Consider the following 17544-nt stretch of genomic DNA (forward strand, 5'->3'; position numbering starts at 1 on the left):
TCATTTCCAAATCTCTGGCTCGACCTGTAGATCAACATTGTATTCGTCTTTTACAATACGTTTTACATACTCAATTAATGAAATCACATCATTGAAAGTAGCGTTGCCTTTGTTGATTATAAAACCTGCATGTTTTGTTGATATTTGAGCTTCACCTATGGAAAAGCCTTTCAATCCTAAATTTTCTATCGCAGTACCCACAAAAAAATCTGGCTTCGGCCTTTTGAATATACTTCCCGCAGATGGTAAATCGATTGGTTGTTTCTCCCATCTGCGGGTTGAAAAATCTATCAATTTATTTTTAATTTTTTTAAGGTCATCTTTTTTTAGTAACAATTTAGTAGATAGAAGGACGAAAGAACCTTTCTGGAGAATGCTGGTTCTATAATCAAACTCTAAATCACATTTATTTAAAGTCTTTATTTTTCCATCCTTTAAATCGAGTACCGTTGTTTCCAAAACGACATCTTTTATCTCACCGCCGTAGGCTCCTGCGTTCATGAAAACTCCTCCGCCTACACTTCCTGGAATGCCGCAAGCAAATTCAAGTCCAGAGTATCCATCTTCCGAAAGCAAAAAAGAAAGAGCAGATAAAGAAACTCCGCTCTGCGCTTCTACAATCAAATCCATATTATTTTTTTCTTCAAAATTCATTTTATTTAAGTATTTCGTGGAAAGTACTACAAATTTTAAGGGCTCATCACTTACGATGAGGTTGGTTCCTTGCCCTATAATTCTGAAAGGAATGTCCCTTTTAACTAATTGCGATAAAGCATTTATAAAAGCATTTAGAGTTTTTGGAAATAATATATATGGAACAAGTCCACCTATTCTAAAACTCGTATAATATTTGAGAAATTCATTTTGCTTAATATCGCATCCTTCTGCGTACAAGCTGAGTTTAAGATCTTCTGAAATCATTTAATACCCCTATAAATTAGGCATACTCTTCTTTATAATTCGAATTCAACTTTTCTAACCACTCGGGTTCCTTTCCATAACCAAACATATCCATCAAATTCCCACAATGTTTTTGAAGTATCTGAGCCCTCTTTTTATCCCAATTTTTCCAATGTGGTATCTTATACTCATCCGACGCAGAGTTTATTTTCTTCTTTAGGAAAGAAGGCTCAAAAGTATACTTTCTACTGAACCCATCATCAAACTTTGTAGAAAATTCTAATAAATCTATAAAATTTTCTTCTTTTTTCTCACCAAGGAATAAGTCTTCGTAGCGATACAATTTGAAATTCTTTTTATTTTTCATAGATTCCAATACCAAGGTATTCAGTTTATTATAATACCAGGCAAACTTTTCAAATTTACTCATACTATTCCATTTCGTCGAGTAAGGATCATCTTTGAAATGGAAAGCTCTCATGCTCATTCCCAAAAATGAAAAATCAACTTTACTATACAATAAATAAACAGGAGAACTTATGGCTGAACGGATCCATGTTCTTGGATCCCTTATAATAAACACGACTTTACTATTGGGAAAGACATCTCCCAATAGATCTATAACTCCGTGAAGATGGTTACTTGATTCGACGTATAAGCTTTCTTTTGTTTCTTCCAAAATCTGTTTTCTCAAACCTTTTATATACTCTTTAGTTTTTTCATCTGTTATTTTTCCTCTTCTCCTGTAAGTACTCAACTTGCACATAGATTTGGAAGGCAAAAACTGCCCCACGGTCATTTGATAAAAACCGAACCTTTTTATATCATCACTCCATTTTTTTAGATCTCTAATAAACACATTTGCAGGTTCATGGACCGCATAACAATCTTCAACCATTTTTGATAAACTTTTTGCGAGAAATCTCGTACCTGTCCTTCCGGTTGAAGTGATAAATACACAATGTTTATCAAAAACATTATCCACTTCATTGCCTCCTTTCACAATTATAAGGCACCTATTCTTCTTAACAATTCTCTCAAGGATTCAGGATCCGTATATAATATACCTTTAATTCCAACTTCTTCGGCAGCCATTATGTTCTCAACAATATCATCCACAAAAAAAGTTTCTTCTGGTTTCAAATTATACCTATTAAGCAAAAGTTGATAAATTTCCTTTTCGGGTTTCAATAGCTTCTCTTTGTAGGAAATAATCATTCCATCAAAGATATCGAAAAAAGAGTATTTCCCTCTTATATAATTGAAGGCCTCTTCATGAAAATTAGACAATATGAAAAGTTTGTTGTTTTCTTTCAATTCAGGTAGAATTTCTATGTTTTCAGTTATGGGATGAAGATAATTCTTCCAGTCTTTGAGCAATATATCTATTTCTTCTTTTAAATCAGGATTTTTCTCGATGAAAATCTTTTTGGCTTCCTCAAAAGACAAGGTCCCCCTATCCAATTCTTTCCATATACTTGTTTTAAAAACAGCCTCTTTTAACTTCCTTTTTATAAGCGGATCTTTGAAAAGACCATCTAAAATCTCATCAGGATCGAATTTAAAAAGGACATTTCCCAAATCAAAAACGATATTTCTCAAAAAAAATCCCCCTTCTTTAGTCTCTACCCTTCGACTAAATTTTATCACAAAAATATTAAAAGATTAAAAACAAAGATAAAAAAAGATTTTTTACTATTAAAAGCGCCATATTTCTTCAAAGGTATGAGGGGTTTCACAATATTCACATATTAACTCATTCTCCTCATTTCTAATGAAAGAGACCTGTACGTTTTCGTTGTTTTGAGGGTTGGTTATACAGTTTTCATTTTTACACCTTAACTCTTCGAAACCGTATATAATAGGCGGTAAAGAAATTCTGTATTTTTCTTTTACTCTTCCACCTTCAATAATATTCACAGTTGTATTTGGAGATATAGCTGAAAGCTTTTTTATTTCTTTCTTTGATAGATGAACGTCGGGCAAACTAATATAACCCTTTAATCTACCATCGGCTGATCTAAATATTCCGTCTGCACTATCAATATTATAAAACTTCAAAATCTTCCTTATCTTCATGATAGTCTCATATATCTTTTCCGACTTTTGCCCTTTGGCTATGTGATCTATTACCGTCCCATTTTCAATCGGCTTGATCCCTCTTTTTCCTTCGCTCAACAACCCTTTTTTACCATCCTTTATCGGAGCAGGGATAATGAAATCCTCTTCATTAATTTCAACATTCTTTCTTGAGGTATCAAAAGGAGCAGTCAATGCACCACCAAACATAGAAAGTAAGATTATCCTTGTCCAATATCCGTTTATTGCTTGTTTTTCCCAGCCGTTAAGCGGTAAGGGATCTAAAAAGGTTGGGATAGTGGGGTAAGTTTTATGACGAGGGAGGGGGTGATAAAATTTTACGTTTTCGGAAATAAGGGGGAGAAATTCTTTTGTAAAAGTCACACTTTTTCTCAAAATATGTTCTTTTTCTAGAATATCTTCACCCATTCGTTCTAATTGAAGCCTTGTGAAATACCAAATGTTCGCTTTTTTACCTTGTTTTAGGTACTCTTCTATGGAAGAAAAGATTCTAACGTTGTACCCTTTTTGCTTCATTTTGCTAATATAGTGTTTTGGCATCTGTAATTCTTCCGGGGCTATCAAATCAACCTCAACATTTTTAAATATTTTTAAACCCTCCACTTTGGAATGGACCGTTCTTCCATGAAGAAGATCCCCAATAAGAGCTATATGAATGTACTCGTTGCTGAAATCCATCTGTTCTAAAAATGTGAATTCATCTAATATCTCTTGAGTAGGATGCTCGTGCTTACCATCTCCGGCGTTTATAAAAGAAGGATGTGGTAGGTTATGCCTTGAAGCAAATTCTGATACCTTTTCGTCTAATAACTTACATGTACCTTCCAGTTTTGATCTGATAATGAATATAGAATAATCCGAATAGCCCGTTAACATATTGAAGGTATCTATATAACTTTCATTTTTATTAAACGAGGAGTGTTCTGATTCGAAGATGTTGATTTTAGCGTTTTTGTGGAATTTAGAAGCATTAATGAAGGATTCTTTGGTTCTGGTACTTGATTCGAGGAATACTATATAAATACCTGTTTGATTTTTTATTTGAAACTCAGTAAGATCTTCTTTATTTGCCCATTTTGCTTTTAGCCTTTTTGTTTGGTTGTAAAGAAATAACTGCTCTTCAACCGTTAAATCATTCATAACCGTTAAACTTCTCCCTAAAAAATCATTTTTCATAAGAATCCCTCCCAAGTAATTTCTCTTCTACTCTCTCTAAAATTCTAAAGCCTCTTTTAGTACCCCTTCGCCCTGTGGCCCCCCCAAATTTCTTATGAGTCTAAGTAAAATTACTTTTTGTATTATACCATTTTTTTGTAAGATAAACAACATTGACAAATACAATATACAGTGGTATGATATAAAATATAACACAATAAATTGAGTCTTTTGTAAAACATTTTGACATTTAACTATAAGGGGGTTGAAAAATATGGATTTAGATTCTATCAAAGACAGTTTGTTGTTGAAACCAGTAACTATAAATAAACGCCAAGAAGGAGAATTAAGGAAAGAAAATTTAATTAAAGAACAAAAAAAACGCAGTGTAGAGAATTATTCAAATGCAGAAAAAATGAGTTTTGATGTAAGGAAAACGATAAATGAATATATCGAAATGAAAGACTGGCGAACCAACGAAAATTCAAACACTACTTATTCTTATCCGGGTTTGTACTTACACTTAGCTGGGAGCGCTTTAGCAAATTATGTGTTAAACGAAATATACCCTTCAGAAATATCACAGGCTCATTCATCAGGTGCTTTACATATTCATGACTTATCCCATGGTATAGTCGCTTACTGTGCCGGATGGTCACTTATGGATCTAATAAAGAAAGGTTTTGGGGGTGTAGAAGGGAAAATCAATGCCAAGCCTGCCAAACACCTTTCCGCCTTAACTGGACAAATGGTGAATTTTTTGGGTGTTATGCAAATGGAATTTGCAGGTGCCCAGGCTTTTAACTCTGTAGACACTTTGCTCGCACCCTTTGTAAGAGCGGATAAATTAAGTTATGATGAGGTGAAACAGTTCATTCAACAAATGGTCTTCGCAATGAACGTACCTTCTAGATGGGGATCGCAACCACCTTTTATAAACTTTACACTTGATTGGACAGTTCCTGATGATCTAAAAAACGAACCTGCAATTGTTGGCGGAAAGGAAATTGGAGTATATGGAGATTATCAAAAAGAGATGAATATGGTGAACAAAGCCTTCTTAGAAACTATGCTTGAAGGAGATGCAAATGGCAGAATTTTTTCTTTCCCCATCCCAACTTACAATATTACCAAAGAGTTCGATTGGGAAGGTGAAAATGTCGATTTATTGATGGAAGCTACAGCCAAATATGGGTTACCCTACTTCCAAAACTTCATCTCAAGTTCATTGAACCCGGGCGATGTAAGAAGTATGTGCTGCAGGTTACAACTCGATCTAAGGGAATTAAAAAATAGAGGTGGGGGCCTTTTTGGCTCAGCAGACAAAACAGGTTCCATAGGTGTAGTAACAATCAATCTTCCTCGAATAGGATATATATCTAAAACTAAAGAAGAATATTTTGAAAACTTAAAATCAATGATGGATTTGGCTAAAACTTCTTTAGAAATAAAAAGATACGTGATAGAAGAAAATCTTTCCAAAAATCTTATGCCCTATACAAAAGTTTATTTGGGCCATTTCAACAACCATTTTTCAACCATAGGAATAATAGGAATGCATGAATCACTTTTAAATTTCATGGGAAGAGGTATTGAAACCACTGAAGGAAGAGAACTTGCAATAGAAGTTTTGAATTATATGAGATCGGTTTTAAAAGATTATCAAGAAGAAACTGGAAACCTATACAACCTAGAAGCGACACCTGCAGAGGGAGCATCTTATCGATTAGCTAAAAAAGACAAACAACTTTATCCTGACATAATAACTTCAGGTGACGATGAACCGTACTACACAAACTCGACATTTTTACCAGTCGGAATCACCGAAGACCCATTTGAAGTACTTGAGCATCAAGCACCATTACAAACTTTATACACATCGGGTACAGTAGTACATATCTTTTTGCAGGAAAAACCCCAAGCAAGTACTTTAAAAACTTTTATTAAAAAAGCTTTTAGTCAATACCCAGTTCCATATATGACCATAACGCCTACTTTTTCCATTTGCGAAACCCATGGTTACATTGCAGGAGAACATTTTGAATGTCCAATTTGTGGCAAACCTACCGAAGTTTATTCAAGGGTTGTTGGATATTACAGGCCTGTGAAAAGTTGGAATAAAGGAAAACAACAAGAATTCAAAGAAAGGCTTGAGTATAAGGTATGAAAATTGCATCGATTCAAAAAGTAAGCTTTATTGATTACCCGGACCAAATAGCTGCCGTGCTATTTTGTCCCTATTGTAACCTAAGATGCCCCTATTGCCATAATCCTGAATTAGTTTTTTTCACAGGCAAATTGGTTAACGAAGAAAGTATATTTTCTTATTTGAAATCAAGAGTCGGGACTTTAGAAGGAGTTGTTATCACAGGAGGAGAACCAACACTTCAAAAAGATTTAAGAGATTTTATCATTAAAATAAAAGATATGGGATTTTCTGTAAAGCTTGATACCAACGGGCACAATCCAAAAGTTTTAAATACGGTTATAGATATTGTGGATATGATAGCGATAGACATAAAAACTAGCTGTCAAAAGTATAAAACTATAGGTGGAAATTGTGTTATACTAAAAGAAAGTTTGAATCTACTAAAAGATTTCAAAGGTGATCTGATCTTAAGAACCACACTATACCCACCCATGACAACAAAAGACGATTTAGAAGAAATGAAATCTTTTATACCAGATGATTTAAAATATTCAGATTGGATGTATAATGAATACAGAGATATTAAAACCCTTGAAAAATATATAAAAGAGCACAGCGAAGTATCGGGCGAAGGGGCGCTATATACAAGGTTTTAGAATTTCTCAAGGCGGTTATCAAAAACAAAAACGGAGGTAAAATTATGAAACTCGTCAGATTTCAAAAAGATGGAAAAATAAGTTACGGCGTTTTGGAAGAAAACATTATAAAAGTTATTAACGGCGATATCTTTGACGAATTCACAGTTACCGATAATATCTATCCGTTCACTGAGGTTACGTTAAAGGCTCCTTGTAATCCTAGCAAGATCGTTTGCGTTGGCTTAAACTATCGAGATCACGCAAAAGAGATGAAAGACAGAATTCCAGAAGAACCGGTTCTCTTCATAAAACCGTCAACGGCTGTGATTGGGCCAAAAGAGAGTATTATATACCCAAAAATGAGCAATCAAGTAGATTATGAGGCAGAACTGGCAGTTGTAATTAAAGACAAAATCAAAGACATAGAAGAAGACCACGTAAAAGAACATATCTTAGGATATACTTGCTTTAACGATGTTACCGCCAGGGATTTACAGAAGAAAGATGGACAATGGACACGAGCAAAATCCTTTGATACTTTTGCGCCCTTTGGTCCTACAATTGTAACGGATATTGATCCAAGTAACCTAAATATTCAACTTTTACTCAACGATCAAATCAAACAAAATTCAAATACTAATCAATTGATCTTTTCTGTGGAAAAACTCGTAAGTTTCATATCAAAAATAATGACCTTAAATCCTGGTGATGTAATTGCCACAGGTACACCTTCAGGGGTGGGACCAATGAATGTTGGAGATAAGGTGGCAGTTAAAATAGAGAAAATAGGGATACTAGAAAATTATGTTAGTAACGGAATTTAAATATTCTATTGAGAAAATTCTCTTCATCTTCGATGAGAAACATAAAATTTTACATCTATTGAAGATATATACTTTTTAGACAGTATATTAAAGATTAAACGAATAAAAATCAATTCTCTTAGTCATATCTGAATTAAAGAAAGGGGAAAGAAATTTTGATGAGTAACCAAAAATTAACAAAAAATGAAGTAGCTTGGGAAAAATTGTTTATTAAATATAAGATATTGGAAAAAGTACAACGTAAGGGATTTTTTATAATTACATCCAAGCAAATAAATGAAATTCAAAGAGAAGCTCGATTGATGACAAAGTTTGATCACTCTGTAAACCTACCAAATTTATTCTCTGAAAACAATTTGGCCATTTTACCTATTACCAGAGGGAGTTATATTATCTCAAAGTTTGAAGCATATAAAATTTTAGAACAATCAGATGATGAAATCATCAAGGTTTCTCTCCCTAAGTATATTGAAAGTATTGACTACAATAACCTAACCAGCGAATCTATGGCTTTAAATTGTGCCTATGTGTCAAGCATACTTTCAGATTTTTTGGAAGATAAACAGCTTGTACCGACGGTTAGTGGAAGGATGAGTTCCGGCACTTTTTCCTTTTATTTAAGAAACACTGATATTAATTCAAAAATGAAAATAGATGTTAAAAACTCTCAAATAGAAATTGACGGAGGATTTGAAGGTGAAAAAAAATTAGCCATTATTGAAGCTAAACTTTTTATTTCAGAGGACTTTTTAATAAGACAACTTTACTATCCATTTAGACTTTGGAGTAAGAAGGTTTCGAAAAAAATTGTACCTGTGTTTATGATTTATTCAAACGGGACGTTCAATCTGTATCAATACGAATTTGAAGATGCGGAAAATTATAACTCTCTGGTATTAGTTAAACAAAAAAATTACAGCCTAGAAGCTGTTGAAATCACTTTAACAGATATTATCAACGTTATGAAAAAAATTAAATACATTGAAGAACCAAAAGTTCCTTTCCCTCAAGCTGATAATTTCAAGAGAATAATCAATCTTTGTGAAATTCTTTCAAAGGGTGATATGACAAAAGACGAAATAACGTTAAACTATGCTTTTACTGAAAGACAAACTAAATATTATACAGATGCTGCTTTATATTTGAGATTAATAAACAAGAGTATAAAAGATCATGAAATAACATTTTCATTGAATCCAGAAGGATATAAAATTCTTCATTTGGATTATAAGCAAAGGCATCTCAAACTTGTTGAAGCCATTTTGAAACACAAAACGTTTGGTGAAACTTTTAAATTATACTTACGATATAGAAATATTCCTTCTAAAGAAGAAATAGTTAACATTATGAAGCAAGCCAAACTTTACAATATTTCGTCCTTTTCAACATTTGACAGAAGAGCTTCAACCGTAAGAGGTTGGATAAAATGGATTGTAAATTTACAAAAGGGCCAAATCACTGAATGATAGAGGGCATTTAAATTTCAACTTGTTGTTCTTATTTATGATTAACTACTTCATAAACAAGCAAATATTGATGAACTATTTCCAAATGTTCTTTAGAATTCTTGAAATTATAAGGTATGGAGTTTGTTTCATTTTGAGTAACTATTATTATCTCTTTAAGCCATAATTTATTGCTTTTCAGAAAATCAATGATTCTTTTTGCGAGCGGCTCAATATAACCACCAATTCTGACGTCTTTAGTTTGAACTACTATAAAACCATCTTTTGAAATATTTGATAATTTATCTATAATAGTTTCTTTTAGTTTTACTAAGTAACTTTCAATTTCAGAATTAGAAATATTTGTTTTATTCAAAATAGGTGATTTGATAAAAAGTAAATTACTCTGTTTTTGTTCTGCTTTGAGAGTATTTTCATTTTCTAAATTATGAGAGTTAAAACTCATTGCCAAATATTTCTTCCCTTTTGAATATCTATCAATAACGTTTCTATTCAAGGTTTGCTCAAATTGATCTTTTGGTAAAACCCATACTGTAGTCGTTTCAAACGAACTTATTTCCTTCTTTAAAGGGAGCGACCTTAAAGATGGGATCAATGAACTTGAATAATTATCATTCATTTCCATTGCATTATAAGATAAAGCTTCCACCGGTTTCTCGAAAATTGGAAGATACTCGTGGGCTAAAAGAAGAAAATTGTATTTAATACTATTTGTATACCAAAAACCAGATGTTCTACAGTTATGTTGTCTTTTTATAACTAACTCTTTTAATTTAAAACCAGCTTCTAAAAACACATTTATAAGCATAAAACCCAATGGAATCACATGTTTTTTTCTACGTGTATCTCCTATTAATATAGCACATTTCTTCCCTGGTTTAAGCACTCTATAACTTTCCTTGGCTACTTTTTTCATCTCATTTAAGAATTCATTTATACTATAAAAGGAAAGATCTCCTTCTTTAGAATTTGTATATTGAATAATATTAGCATAGGGTGGATGAGCTGAGATTAAATCAACAGAATTTTCTCTTAAAAATGAGAGATCCCTAGCATCTCCAACCATTAGTTTTGGTTCATAAATCTTTAATTTATTCTCAGAATTAAAAAGGTTTAATTGTTCTGTTTGCACCTCAAAATCAATGTTCTTTTTTGCTAATTCAATTGCTTTATCATTGATATCCAAAGCGATACATTTTCTACCCAAAAGCTTACTTTCTACGGCTGTTGTTCCAGCACCACAAAAATAATCTAACACTAATTCGTTCGGTTTTGAATATTTAAGAATTACATTTCTAGGAATATAGGGAGACCAATTTCCTCTATATTCACTGCTGTGTGTTGCCCAACTTCCTCTTTGTTTAAAACTCCAAACAGACGTTTGTTCCTCTCTAAAGTTTTTCGGATGAAGTGTTTTTATTTTTTTGGAAGTTTTAAAAGAATTAACGTTTACTCCTTGCATTTTAGTAATTACTTTCTCAATATAATTAAATGAGACTCCGTATTTTTGACCAATTTCAAGATCTGGAGTTCCATTTAATTTTTCTTTTAATATTTCCTCTTGGCGTTTTTGTTCACTTATGAAGCTATAATTTTTCATTGAACTCTCTCCTTAACTTACTTTCAACACAGTTGCAAGCACTTTTGAATAACCTTCGTTCAAAATATCAACTTAAAAAATGATATCATTCATCTATATAACCCAAATTTTTCAATCTTTTTTTGATCGCCTTTATTTCCTCTTCGGTCAATGTTTCAATTTGGTTAGTGGATTTGTTATTCTTTTTGGTTTGCTGGATTTCTTCAGAGGACACCAAATCTCTAAGCACAAACACGACAAACTCTGTAACACTGGAATAACCAGTATTTTCTACTATGGATTTAAGTTTATCATACAACGGTTTTGGTATTTTTAAGGTCACCTTATCAGACATGAAAGTCACGCTCCAAATGATCCTTTTAATTGTATTATATCACGTCGTTTTTGATTAATCAAAGGTTTTTCTTTTTGAAAGATCTTTATGTTATTATTTGTCTATAGCTTCTTTAAAAGGAGTGGCTTAATGAACAAAAAAATCGTAATCATCGGATTAGATTGTGCTTCACCAAATTTAATCTTTGATGAATTTTTCGATGATTTACCCAATTTAAGAAAAATTATGGAAAATGGAGTGTACAATGAATTAGAGTCGACTATCCCTCCAATAACTGTACCAGCCTGGATGAGCATGTTTACAGGTAAAGATCCTGGTGAGCTTGGAATATACGGCTTTACAAATAGGCAAAATTATGATTATCACTCTTTCTCGTTGGTTTCTTCCAAAAGCGTGAAATATAAAAAATTGTGGGATATTTTTACACAAAAAGGCAAACAAAACATCGTTATAGGTGTACCATTGACTTACCCTCCTTCTCCCCTGAAAGGACATATGATTACTGGATTTTTAACACCTTCTTTTGAATCAAATTATACTTATCCAAAATATTTAAAAAATGAATTGACAGCCAATACAGGACATTTCATTTTTGATGTAAATGATTTTAGAACCGAAGATAAAGAAAGATTGTTAAAAGATATCTACGAAATGACGGATAATCATTTTAAAATTGCGAATTATTTAGCAAGAAACAAACGCTGGGATTTGTTTGTAATGGTTGAAATGGGAACAGACAGAATTCACCACGGATTTTGGGCTTTGCACGATAAAAAACATCCAAAACATATAAAAAGTAGATTTAATTCTGCCATTAGAGATTATTATATTCATTTAGACAACAAGATAGGAGAATTTTTGAATGGTATTCACGGCGATTTCGACGTTATAATAGTATCAGATCACGGCATAAAACCTATGTACGGTGGCATAGCTATTAACGATTGGCTCATCAAGAAAGGTTATTTGGTTTTAAAGGAGTATCCAAAAAAGCCCGTTTCTATAAACAAATTGATAAGAGAAAAAAAGATAGATTGGAGTAAAACCAAAGTGTGGGGAAATGGTGGCTACCATGGCAAGCTATTTTTTAACATAAAAGGAAGGGAACCTTTAGGGGTAATTGAAAAAAATGAATTAGATAATTTCAAAACTAAGCTTATACAAGAGCTGAAAGACATTAAGAATGAAGATGGAAATGAGATGAATACAAACGTGTATGAACCCCAAAAAATTTATAATAAGGTAAATAATATTCCTCCCGATTTGATTGTTTACTTTGATGATCTATCTTGGAGATGTCAAGGTACCATAGGTAATGAAAGCATTTACACACATAACAACGACATTGGTCCTGATGATGCCAATCACGCCAGCCATGGGATTTTTATAAGCAACAACAAAATTCTGAAAATCAACAAAATTACCGATTTTTTTAATTCGATAGTTTATAATTATTTGTCTGATTGAAATTAAAATACGATCATTCTAATGCTTAGAAAAGTAATAATACAACCAAGAGAAATCATCAACACTTTAGCAGGAATTTTCTTGGTTATCAAAGCGGCGATTGGAGCTGCCAAACTTCCCCCAATAATTAATCCAATAATAACGCTCCAATTGAATTGTGATAGCAAGGCAAAGAATGCCACAACTTCAGAAATAGTAACAAAAAACTCAGCAGCATTCACTGAACCTATAGTCTTTCTTGGATTCTTTCCATCAGAAACCAACGTTGATGTGACGATAGGCCCCCATCCTCCACCTCCAATGGCATCGAAAAAGCCTCCTAAAAGACCTAAAATAGAGTAATGCCTCCTTCTTGTAATCTTCTCTTCTGAATGTTTATGCATGGTGGTAACTTTGTACAATATTCTTACCCCCATAATCAATAAATAGATACCAATGAACGGTTTGATTTTGTCTCCATCTATATTTGTCAAGATATAAGCCCCCAAAACTCCCCCTACTATGCCAGGTATTAAAAGTTTTTTGAAAAGGCTTTTATCAACGTTACCAAGTTTTAGATGAGAAAATCCTGATATAAAGGTTGTGAAAATCTCAGCAAAATGAACTGAAGCACTTGAGATAGCGGGAGGTACACCAGCGGATAACAATAAAGCATTTGAAATAGTACCATAAGCCATTCCCAAAGCCCCATCTACGACTTGGGCAAGGAATCCAACGATTATAAAAAACCATAAAGTTTGCAATCTGTATCCCTCCGTCCCATAATTAATACTCCTTATTGAGTATCATACTCCAATTAGAGTGTAATGTCAAGTAAACTTTTAATTTTCAATTAATCCCTTAAAATTCATGCTAAGCCCTTATAATTCCTCATGGGCGGGTGCTAGAGGAAGAGCGCTAAGCAAGTTTTAGAGCTTTAAAAGACAACATAAATAATTTTCTAAAAATGATGTAAAATATATAATGAAAAGGTAATTTTTGCAACAATCAATTTATCTTGCTATAATATATATCTACACAGTGAATTACAATATGGAGGTGGTTACATGGTTAAGATAGCGGTAGTTGGAGCGGGGAATGGAGGCCAGGCATTAGCTGGATATTTAGCTATGAAAGGGTTCGATGTATCTCTCTTTAATAGATCAAAAAGAAGAATATCTCCCATCATAGACTCACATTCAATAAAAATAGAAGGTCAAGTAGTAGGTGAATATCATATATCTTTTGCCACAACAAATATGGAAGAAGCGATAAAGGGCAGAAAGTTGATTATGGTAGTTGTTCCTGCTTTCGCACATAAAGAGATAGCAAAGAGGATGGCTCCTTATTTAGAAGATGGTCAAATAATAGTGTTGAACCCTGGCAGGACAGGTGGTGCTTTAGAATTCAACAATGTATTGAAAGAAGAGAACGTGAAAAAAGACGTTATAGTAGCTGAAGCCCAAACTTTCATTTTTGCCTCAAGAATGTCCAATCCAGGGGTGGCTAAAGTGTTTAGAATAAAAAATGCCGTTCCTGTTTCTGCACTACCCGCCACCAGAAATGCCGAATTAGAAGAAGTATTGTGTAATGCAATACCTGAGTTTGAAATAGTTAAGAATGTAATTTACACTAGTTTTAACAATATTGGCGTTGTTTTTCACCCGGCAACATTAATACTGAACGCAGCAAGGGTTGAAACAACGGCAGGAAAGTTTGAATTCTACTTCGAAGGGATCTCCCCATCCGTAGCAAAGGTTTTAGAAAAAATAGATGAGGAAAGATGTAAGGTCATGGAGCTTTTTAATGCTGATCCTATGACTGCAAAGGATTGGCTAAACTATGCTTACGATGTAAGAGGAAACTCTTTATACGAAGCTATTAGAAACAACGTTGGTTATAGAGGCATATATGCACCACCAACGTTGGATAACAGGTATATTCTTGAAGATCTTCCAATGAGTCTTGTACCTATCTCATCTTTTGGAGAAGAATATGGTGTGAAGACCCCTGTAATCGATTCTATTATAAATCTTGCCAATATAATGATGGGGAAAAATTTTTGGAAAGAAGGTAGAACCGTAAAAGATTTGGGCTTAGAAGGAATGAGCATAGAAGATATAATAAGACTTGTTGAGGAGGGAGAATCATGAAAAAAATTCTTGGAGCTTCTATGGGAAGTGATGTACATACAGCAGGTATTTTAAACTTTTTGGAATTGGCACGAAATGAAGGATATGAGGTTATTTACTTAGGTGGAGCGGTTCCGATCGAGAAAATTATTAAAAAGATAGATGAAGAAACCCCTGATGTAGTTTCAATAAGTTACCGGTTGGGAGCCGATGCCTTCGAAAATCTTATAAAAGAATTTATAGAAAAGGCTAAAAAATTAAAAAATTATGAAAAAATTGATTTTATCTTCGGAGGAACGATTGAAACCTCACAGGTTGCAAGAAAATACAACTTCTTCAAAAAGATCTTTGATGGTTCAGAGGAAGAAGAAGATGTGGTTTTATTTTTAAGAGGTCAAATCAAATATAAAGAAGAGGAAAATTTCCCATCAACCTTAGCTGAAAGGATTGAATTTAAATCCCCATATCCGCTAATTAGACACCATATTGGACTTCAAACAATGGAGGAAACCATAGAGGAAATCAAAAAACTTGCAGAATCCGAACTCTTGGATATCATCTCTTTGGCACCGGATCAAAACTGCCAACAATACTTTTTTGATCAAGAAAAGATGGACCCCAACCAAGACGGGGCAGGAGGAGCTCCTATTAGAAATGAAAAAGATTTTGTTACCATGTATGAAGCAAGTAGAAGAGGGAATTATCCTTTGGTAAGATGTTACTCAGGAACCAACCACATGGTCGAATTTTCCCAAGTGTTAAAAAGAACTGTCAACAACGCATGGGCAGCGATACCCATTTTTTGGTATTCTGAACTTGATAGAAGATCTGAAAGGAACTTATTAGATGCAATAAAAGAAAATATGGAAGGAATAAAGTGGAATGCCATGAACAACATACCGGTAGAAATTAACGACTCTCACCAATGGGAACTAAGGTACGCGCACGACAGTTTAGCTGTTGCAACTACTTATTTAGCTGCTTATGTAGCGAAAAAACTTGGGGTAAGATGGTATGTTCAACAATATATGATGAACACTCCCCCAAAGTTATCTCCAAAGATGGATATAGCTAAGTCTTTAGCCAAATTAGAATTGGTCGAAACACTAAAGGATGAAACCTTTACACCTTACAGAATGATAAGAACAGGACTTCTTTCTTTTCCAGCCGACCCAAACAGCGCAATGGGTCAACTTGTTTCTTCCATGTTTTATTCATCTTACTTACAACCACATATAATCCATGTGGTGGCGTACTGTGAAGCAATGAAAAGGGCGACTTCAAAAGAAATAATAGAAAGTGTGAAGATGGTAAAAAGGGCAAACTCTTTAGCATCTCGTGGATTACCTGATTTTGCCAGTGATCCCGAGATCAAAGCAAGGGTAAATTTATTGAAAGAAGAAGCCATGGTCATAATAGAAAAAATTAAAAGTCTCTCCCCTCAAAAAGAGGATCCTTTAACCGATCCTGAAACTCTTTATTTAGCGGTAAAAAAAGGGATTTTAGATGCAGTTGGGTTACAAGGCAACTCTATTGCCAAAGGGCAAATAAAATCTGCTGTAATTAATGGAGCTTACGAGGCTGTGAATGAAAACGGCGAAGTGCTAAGAGAAGCTGAAAGAAACCGTGGAATAAAGTAAATTAGAATTATCCAGAAACTTGAGGAGATGGAAAAAATGGATTCTATAAAAATAAATACCTTAATTAGATGTATCGAAGACCTTCGTATGAAACTGAATAAGTACCGAAAGGGTGGTCTTAAAGAATATCCAACACGCACGATATTTGTAGACCCATTACTTCAATCTCTTGGATGGGATATTAGAGACCCTGATGAATTGGAACTTGAGTATCCCACTATTGATGGAAAGTCTGTTGACTATGCTGCTAAAATAAACCGTAAGCCTGTCTTATTCATCGAAGCGAAAGCGTTAAATGATCCACTTACAGATGTCAAAGCCATTACACAGGTAGTTGGTTACGCTGCCAATGCCGGTGTGGAATGGTGTATCCTTACCAACGGTATTAACTATAAGGTTTATCATAGTACCGAAAAGGAAGAGGCCCCGAATAAACTACTTTTTGAAATTTCTCTTGATCCAAAAGAAACAGAAGGCATGTCGATTCAGCAAGTTGCAGAACAATTTGCACGTTTTTCACGTGATTCAATGGCTAAAGGTCTGCTTGATGAAATTGGTGAACAAATCTTTACGACAGGAAAGATAAGAAAAGCTTTAGACAAACTTTTTATGGACCCCCCAAACACATTAATTAAGCTTATACGCTCAACATTAGAGGACGATTCCATTAAACCAGTTCAAATCACGAAAGCCCTCAAGATGCTTTGGATCCAACCATCGGAAAAAGAAATACCTTCAACTTATAAACATACTAAAAAGCCAGTTCCTTCATCAGAATCTAAAGTAAAAGAGTATAATGAAGAGCATCACCTAAATGGAAAACCGCAAGAAGTCGTAGAATTATTTAAGACATTTGATAAATTTTGTAGAGAACTTGATCCAAGGGGCGTCCAAAGAGAAGCTCTTAAACACTACATAAAATATACACATGGTAATAACATCTTTTGTTGTGTTCATATTCACAAAAGTGGACTTCGTGTTTGGTTGAAATTGAATTATTCAGATTTAGAGAGTCCAGCTGAATATGTTCGTGATGTTTCAAATATCGGACACTGGGGAGTTGGAAATGTTGAGTTAACAATCGATAGTCTCGAGAGATTTCAAAATGCCAAGAGTCTAATACAAAAATCATTTGAAGAAAACAAATCAAAATGAGTATT

15 protein-coding genes are annotated in these 17544 nt (G+C 33.7%); 8 read left to right on the forward strand and 7 right to left on the reverse strand.

All coding sequences use genetic code 11. The annotated features are described in order from the left end of the window. The 4 genes from murB to X925_RS06580 all read right to left on the reverse strand — a co-directional run bounded on the left by murB (position 1) and on the right by X925_RS06580 (position 4176). Complete coding sequence (gene murB / locus X925_RS06565) at positions 1-921, reverse strand: UDP-N-acetylmuramate dehydrogenase (protein WP_121959485.1); 921 nt, start codon at positions 919-921, stop codon at positions 1-3. 16 nt (positions 922-937) lie between these two features. After that, complete coding sequence (locus tag X925_RS06570) at positions 938-1885, reverse strand: sulfotransferase (RefSeq protein WP_158245434.1); 948 nt, start codon at positions 1883-1885, stop codon at positions 938-940. A gap of 20 nt (positions 1886-1905) precedes the next feature. Then, complete coding sequence (locus tag X925_RS06575; protein WP_121959487.1) at positions 1906-2502, reverse strand: HAD family phosphatase; 597 nt, start codon at positions 2500-2502, stop codon at positions 1906-1908. 96 nt (positions 2503-2598) lie between these two features. Beyond that, complete coding sequence (locus tag X925_RS06580; protein ID WP_121959488.1) at positions 2599-4176, reverse strand: bifunctional aspartate carbamoyltransferase catalytic subunit/aspartate carbamoyltransferase regulatory subunit; 1578 nt, start codon at positions 4174-4176, stop codon at positions 2599-2601. 253 nt (positions 4177-4429) lie between these two features. Here X925_RS06580 and X925_RS06585 point away from each other — a divergent pair, with 253 nt between their 5' ends. From X925_RS06585 to X925_RS06600, 4 genes are all read left to right on the forward strand, one after another. Next, positions 4430-6322, forward strand: coding sequence for a ribonucleoside triphosphate reductase (locus tag X925_RS06585; RefSeq protein ID WP_121959489.1), 1893 nt, complete (start codon positions 4430-4432; stop codon positions 6320-6322). Then, positions 6319-6960 carry an anaerobic ribonucleoside-triphosphate reductase activating protein gene (locus tag X925_RS06590; RefSeq protein ID WP_121959490.1) on the forward strand — a complete coding sequence of 214 codons (642 nt, stop codon included), beginning with the start codon at positions 6319-6321 and terminating at the stop codon, positions 6958-6960. Before X925_RS06585 ends, X925_RS06590 begins: the two co-directional genes overlap by 4 nt. Before the next feature lie 44 nt (positions 6961-7004). Continuing rightward, positions 7005-7766: a fumarylacetoacetate hydrolase family protein gene (locus X925_RS06595; protein WP_121959491.1), complete on the forward strand. Its 762-nt coding sequence runs from the start codon at positions 7005-7007 to the stop codon at positions 7764-7766. Between the two features lie 158 nt (positions 7767-7924). Next, positions 7925-9232 (forward strand): hypothetical protein, encoded by a 1308-nt coding sequence (locus tag X925_RS06600; protein WP_199171508.1) that lies wholly within the window; start codon positions 7925-7927, stop codon positions 9230-9232. Positions 9233-9263: 31 nt separating this feature from the next. Here X925_RS06600 and X925_RS06605 read toward each other — a convergent pair whose 3' ends face one another. Together X925_RS06605 and X925_RS06610 are read right to left on the reverse strand one after the other, a co-directional pair. Beyond that, a complete protein-coding gene (locus X925_RS06605; protein WP_369973999.1) occupies positions 9264-10694 on the reverse strand; it encodes a TRM11 family methyltransferase in 1431 nt (476 codons plus the stop codon). A 223-nt stretch (positions 10695-10917) separates the two neighbouring features. After that, positions 10918-11166 (reverse strand): CopG family transcriptional regulator, encoded by a 249-nt coding sequence (locus X925_RS06610; protein WP_233187753.1) that lies wholly within the window; start codon positions 11164-11166, stop codon positions 10918-10920. A gap of 129 nt (positions 11167-11295) precedes the next feature. Here X925_RS06610 and X925_RS06615 point away from each other — a divergent pair, with 129 nt between their 5' ends. Continuing rightward, positions 11296-12633: an alkaline phosphatase family protein gene (locus tag X925_RS06615; protein WP_121959493.1), complete on the forward strand. Its 1338-nt coding sequence runs from the start codon at positions 11296-11298 to the stop codon at positions 12631-12633. Between the two features lie 2 nt (positions 12634-12635). Here X925_RS06615 and X925_RS06620 read toward each other — a convergent pair whose 3' ends face one another. Continuing rightward, complete coding sequence (locus tag X925_RS06620) at positions 12636-13376, reverse strand: sulfite exporter TauE/SafE family protein (protein WP_121959494.1); 741 nt, start codon at positions 13374-13376, stop codon at positions 12636-12638. Positions 13377-13679: 303 nt separating this feature from the next. Here X925_RS06620 and X925_RS06625 point away from each other — a divergent pair, with 303 nt between their 5' ends. The 3 genes from X925_RS06625 to X925_RS06635 are packed head-to-tail and all read left to right on the forward strand — an operon-like array spanning position 13680 to position 17539. After that, positions 13680-14765 carry an NAD/NADP-dependent octopine/nopaline dehydrogenase family protein gene (locus X925_RS06625; RefSeq protein WP_121959495.1) on the forward strand — a complete coding sequence of 362 codons (1086 nt, stop codon included), beginning with the start codon at positions 13680-13682 and terminating at the stop codon, positions 14763-14765. Beyond that, positions 14762-16384 carry a cobalamin-dependent protein gene (locus X925_RS06630; RefSeq protein WP_121959496.1) on the forward strand — a complete coding sequence of 541 codons (1623 nt, stop codon included), beginning with the start codon at positions 14762-14764 and terminating at the stop codon, positions 16382-16384. The genes X925_RS06625 and X925_RS06630 overlap by 4 nt, the downstream gene beginning before the upstream one ends. A gap of 36 nt (positions 16385-16420) precedes the next feature. After that, positions 16421-17539 carry a DUF5655 domain-containing protein gene (locus X925_RS06635; protein WP_158245435.1) on the forward strand — a complete coding sequence of 373 codons (1119 nt, stop codon included), beginning with the start codon at positions 16421-16423 and terminating at the stop codon, positions 17537-17539. The last annotated feature ends 5 nt before the right edge of the window (positions 17540-17544 follow it).

Source organism: Petrotoga sp. 9T1HF07.CasAA.8.2, assembly GCF_002895585.1.
GTDB classification, from domain to species: Bacteria; Thermotogota; Thermotogae; order Petrotogales; family Petrotogaceae; genus Petrotoga; species Petrotoga mobilis.

Bases quoted from the DNA above. Each gene is read 5' to 3' on its own strand.
- murB (WP_121959485.1), bottom strand. From the start codon at position 921: ATGATTTCAGAAGATCTTAAACTCAGCTTGTACGCAGAAGGATGCGAT.
- X925_RS06580 (WP_121959488.1), bottom strand. From the start codon at position 4,176: ATGAAAAATGATTTTTTAGGGAGAAGTTTAACGGTTATGAATGATTTA.
- X925_RS06585 (WP_121959489.1), top strand. From the start codon at position 4,430: ATGGATTTAGATTCTATCAAAGACAGTTTGTTGTTGAAACCAGTAACT.
- X925_RS06590 (WP_121959490.1), top strand. From the start codon at position 6,319: ATGAAAATTGCATCGATTCAAAAAGTAAGCTTTATTGATTACCCGGAC.
- X925_RS06595 (WP_121959491.1), top strand. From the start codon at position 7,005: ATGAAACTCGTCAGATTTCAAAAAGATGGAAAAATAAGTTACGGCGTT.
- X925_RS06600 (WP_199171508.1), top strand. From the start codon at position 7,925: ATGAGTAACCAAAAATTAACAAAAAATGAAGTAGCTTGGGAAAAATTG.
- X925_RS06605 (WP_369973999.1), bottom strand. From the start codon at position 10,694: ATGCAAGGAGTAAACGTTAATTCTTTTAAAACTTCCAAAAAAATAAAA.
- X925_RS06610 (WP_233187753.1), bottom strand. From the start codon at position 11,166: ATGTCTGATAAGGTGACCTTAAAAATACCAAAACCGTTGTATGATAAA.
- X925_RS06615 (WP_121959493.1), top strand. From the start codon at position 11,296: ATGAACAAAAAAATCGTAATCATCGGATTAGATTGTGCTTCACCAAAT.
- X925_RS06625 (WP_121959495.1), top strand. From the start codon at position 13,680: ATGGTTAAGATAGCGGTAGTTGGAGCGGGGAATGGAGGCCAGGCATTA.
- X925_RS06630 (WP_121959496.1), top strand. From the start codon at position 14,762: ATGAAAAAAATTCTTGGAGCTTCTATGGGAAGTGATGTACATACAGCA.
- X925_RS06635 (WP_158245435.1), top strand. From the start codon at position 16,421: ATGGATTCTATAAAAATAAATACCTTAATTAGATGTATCGAAGACCTT.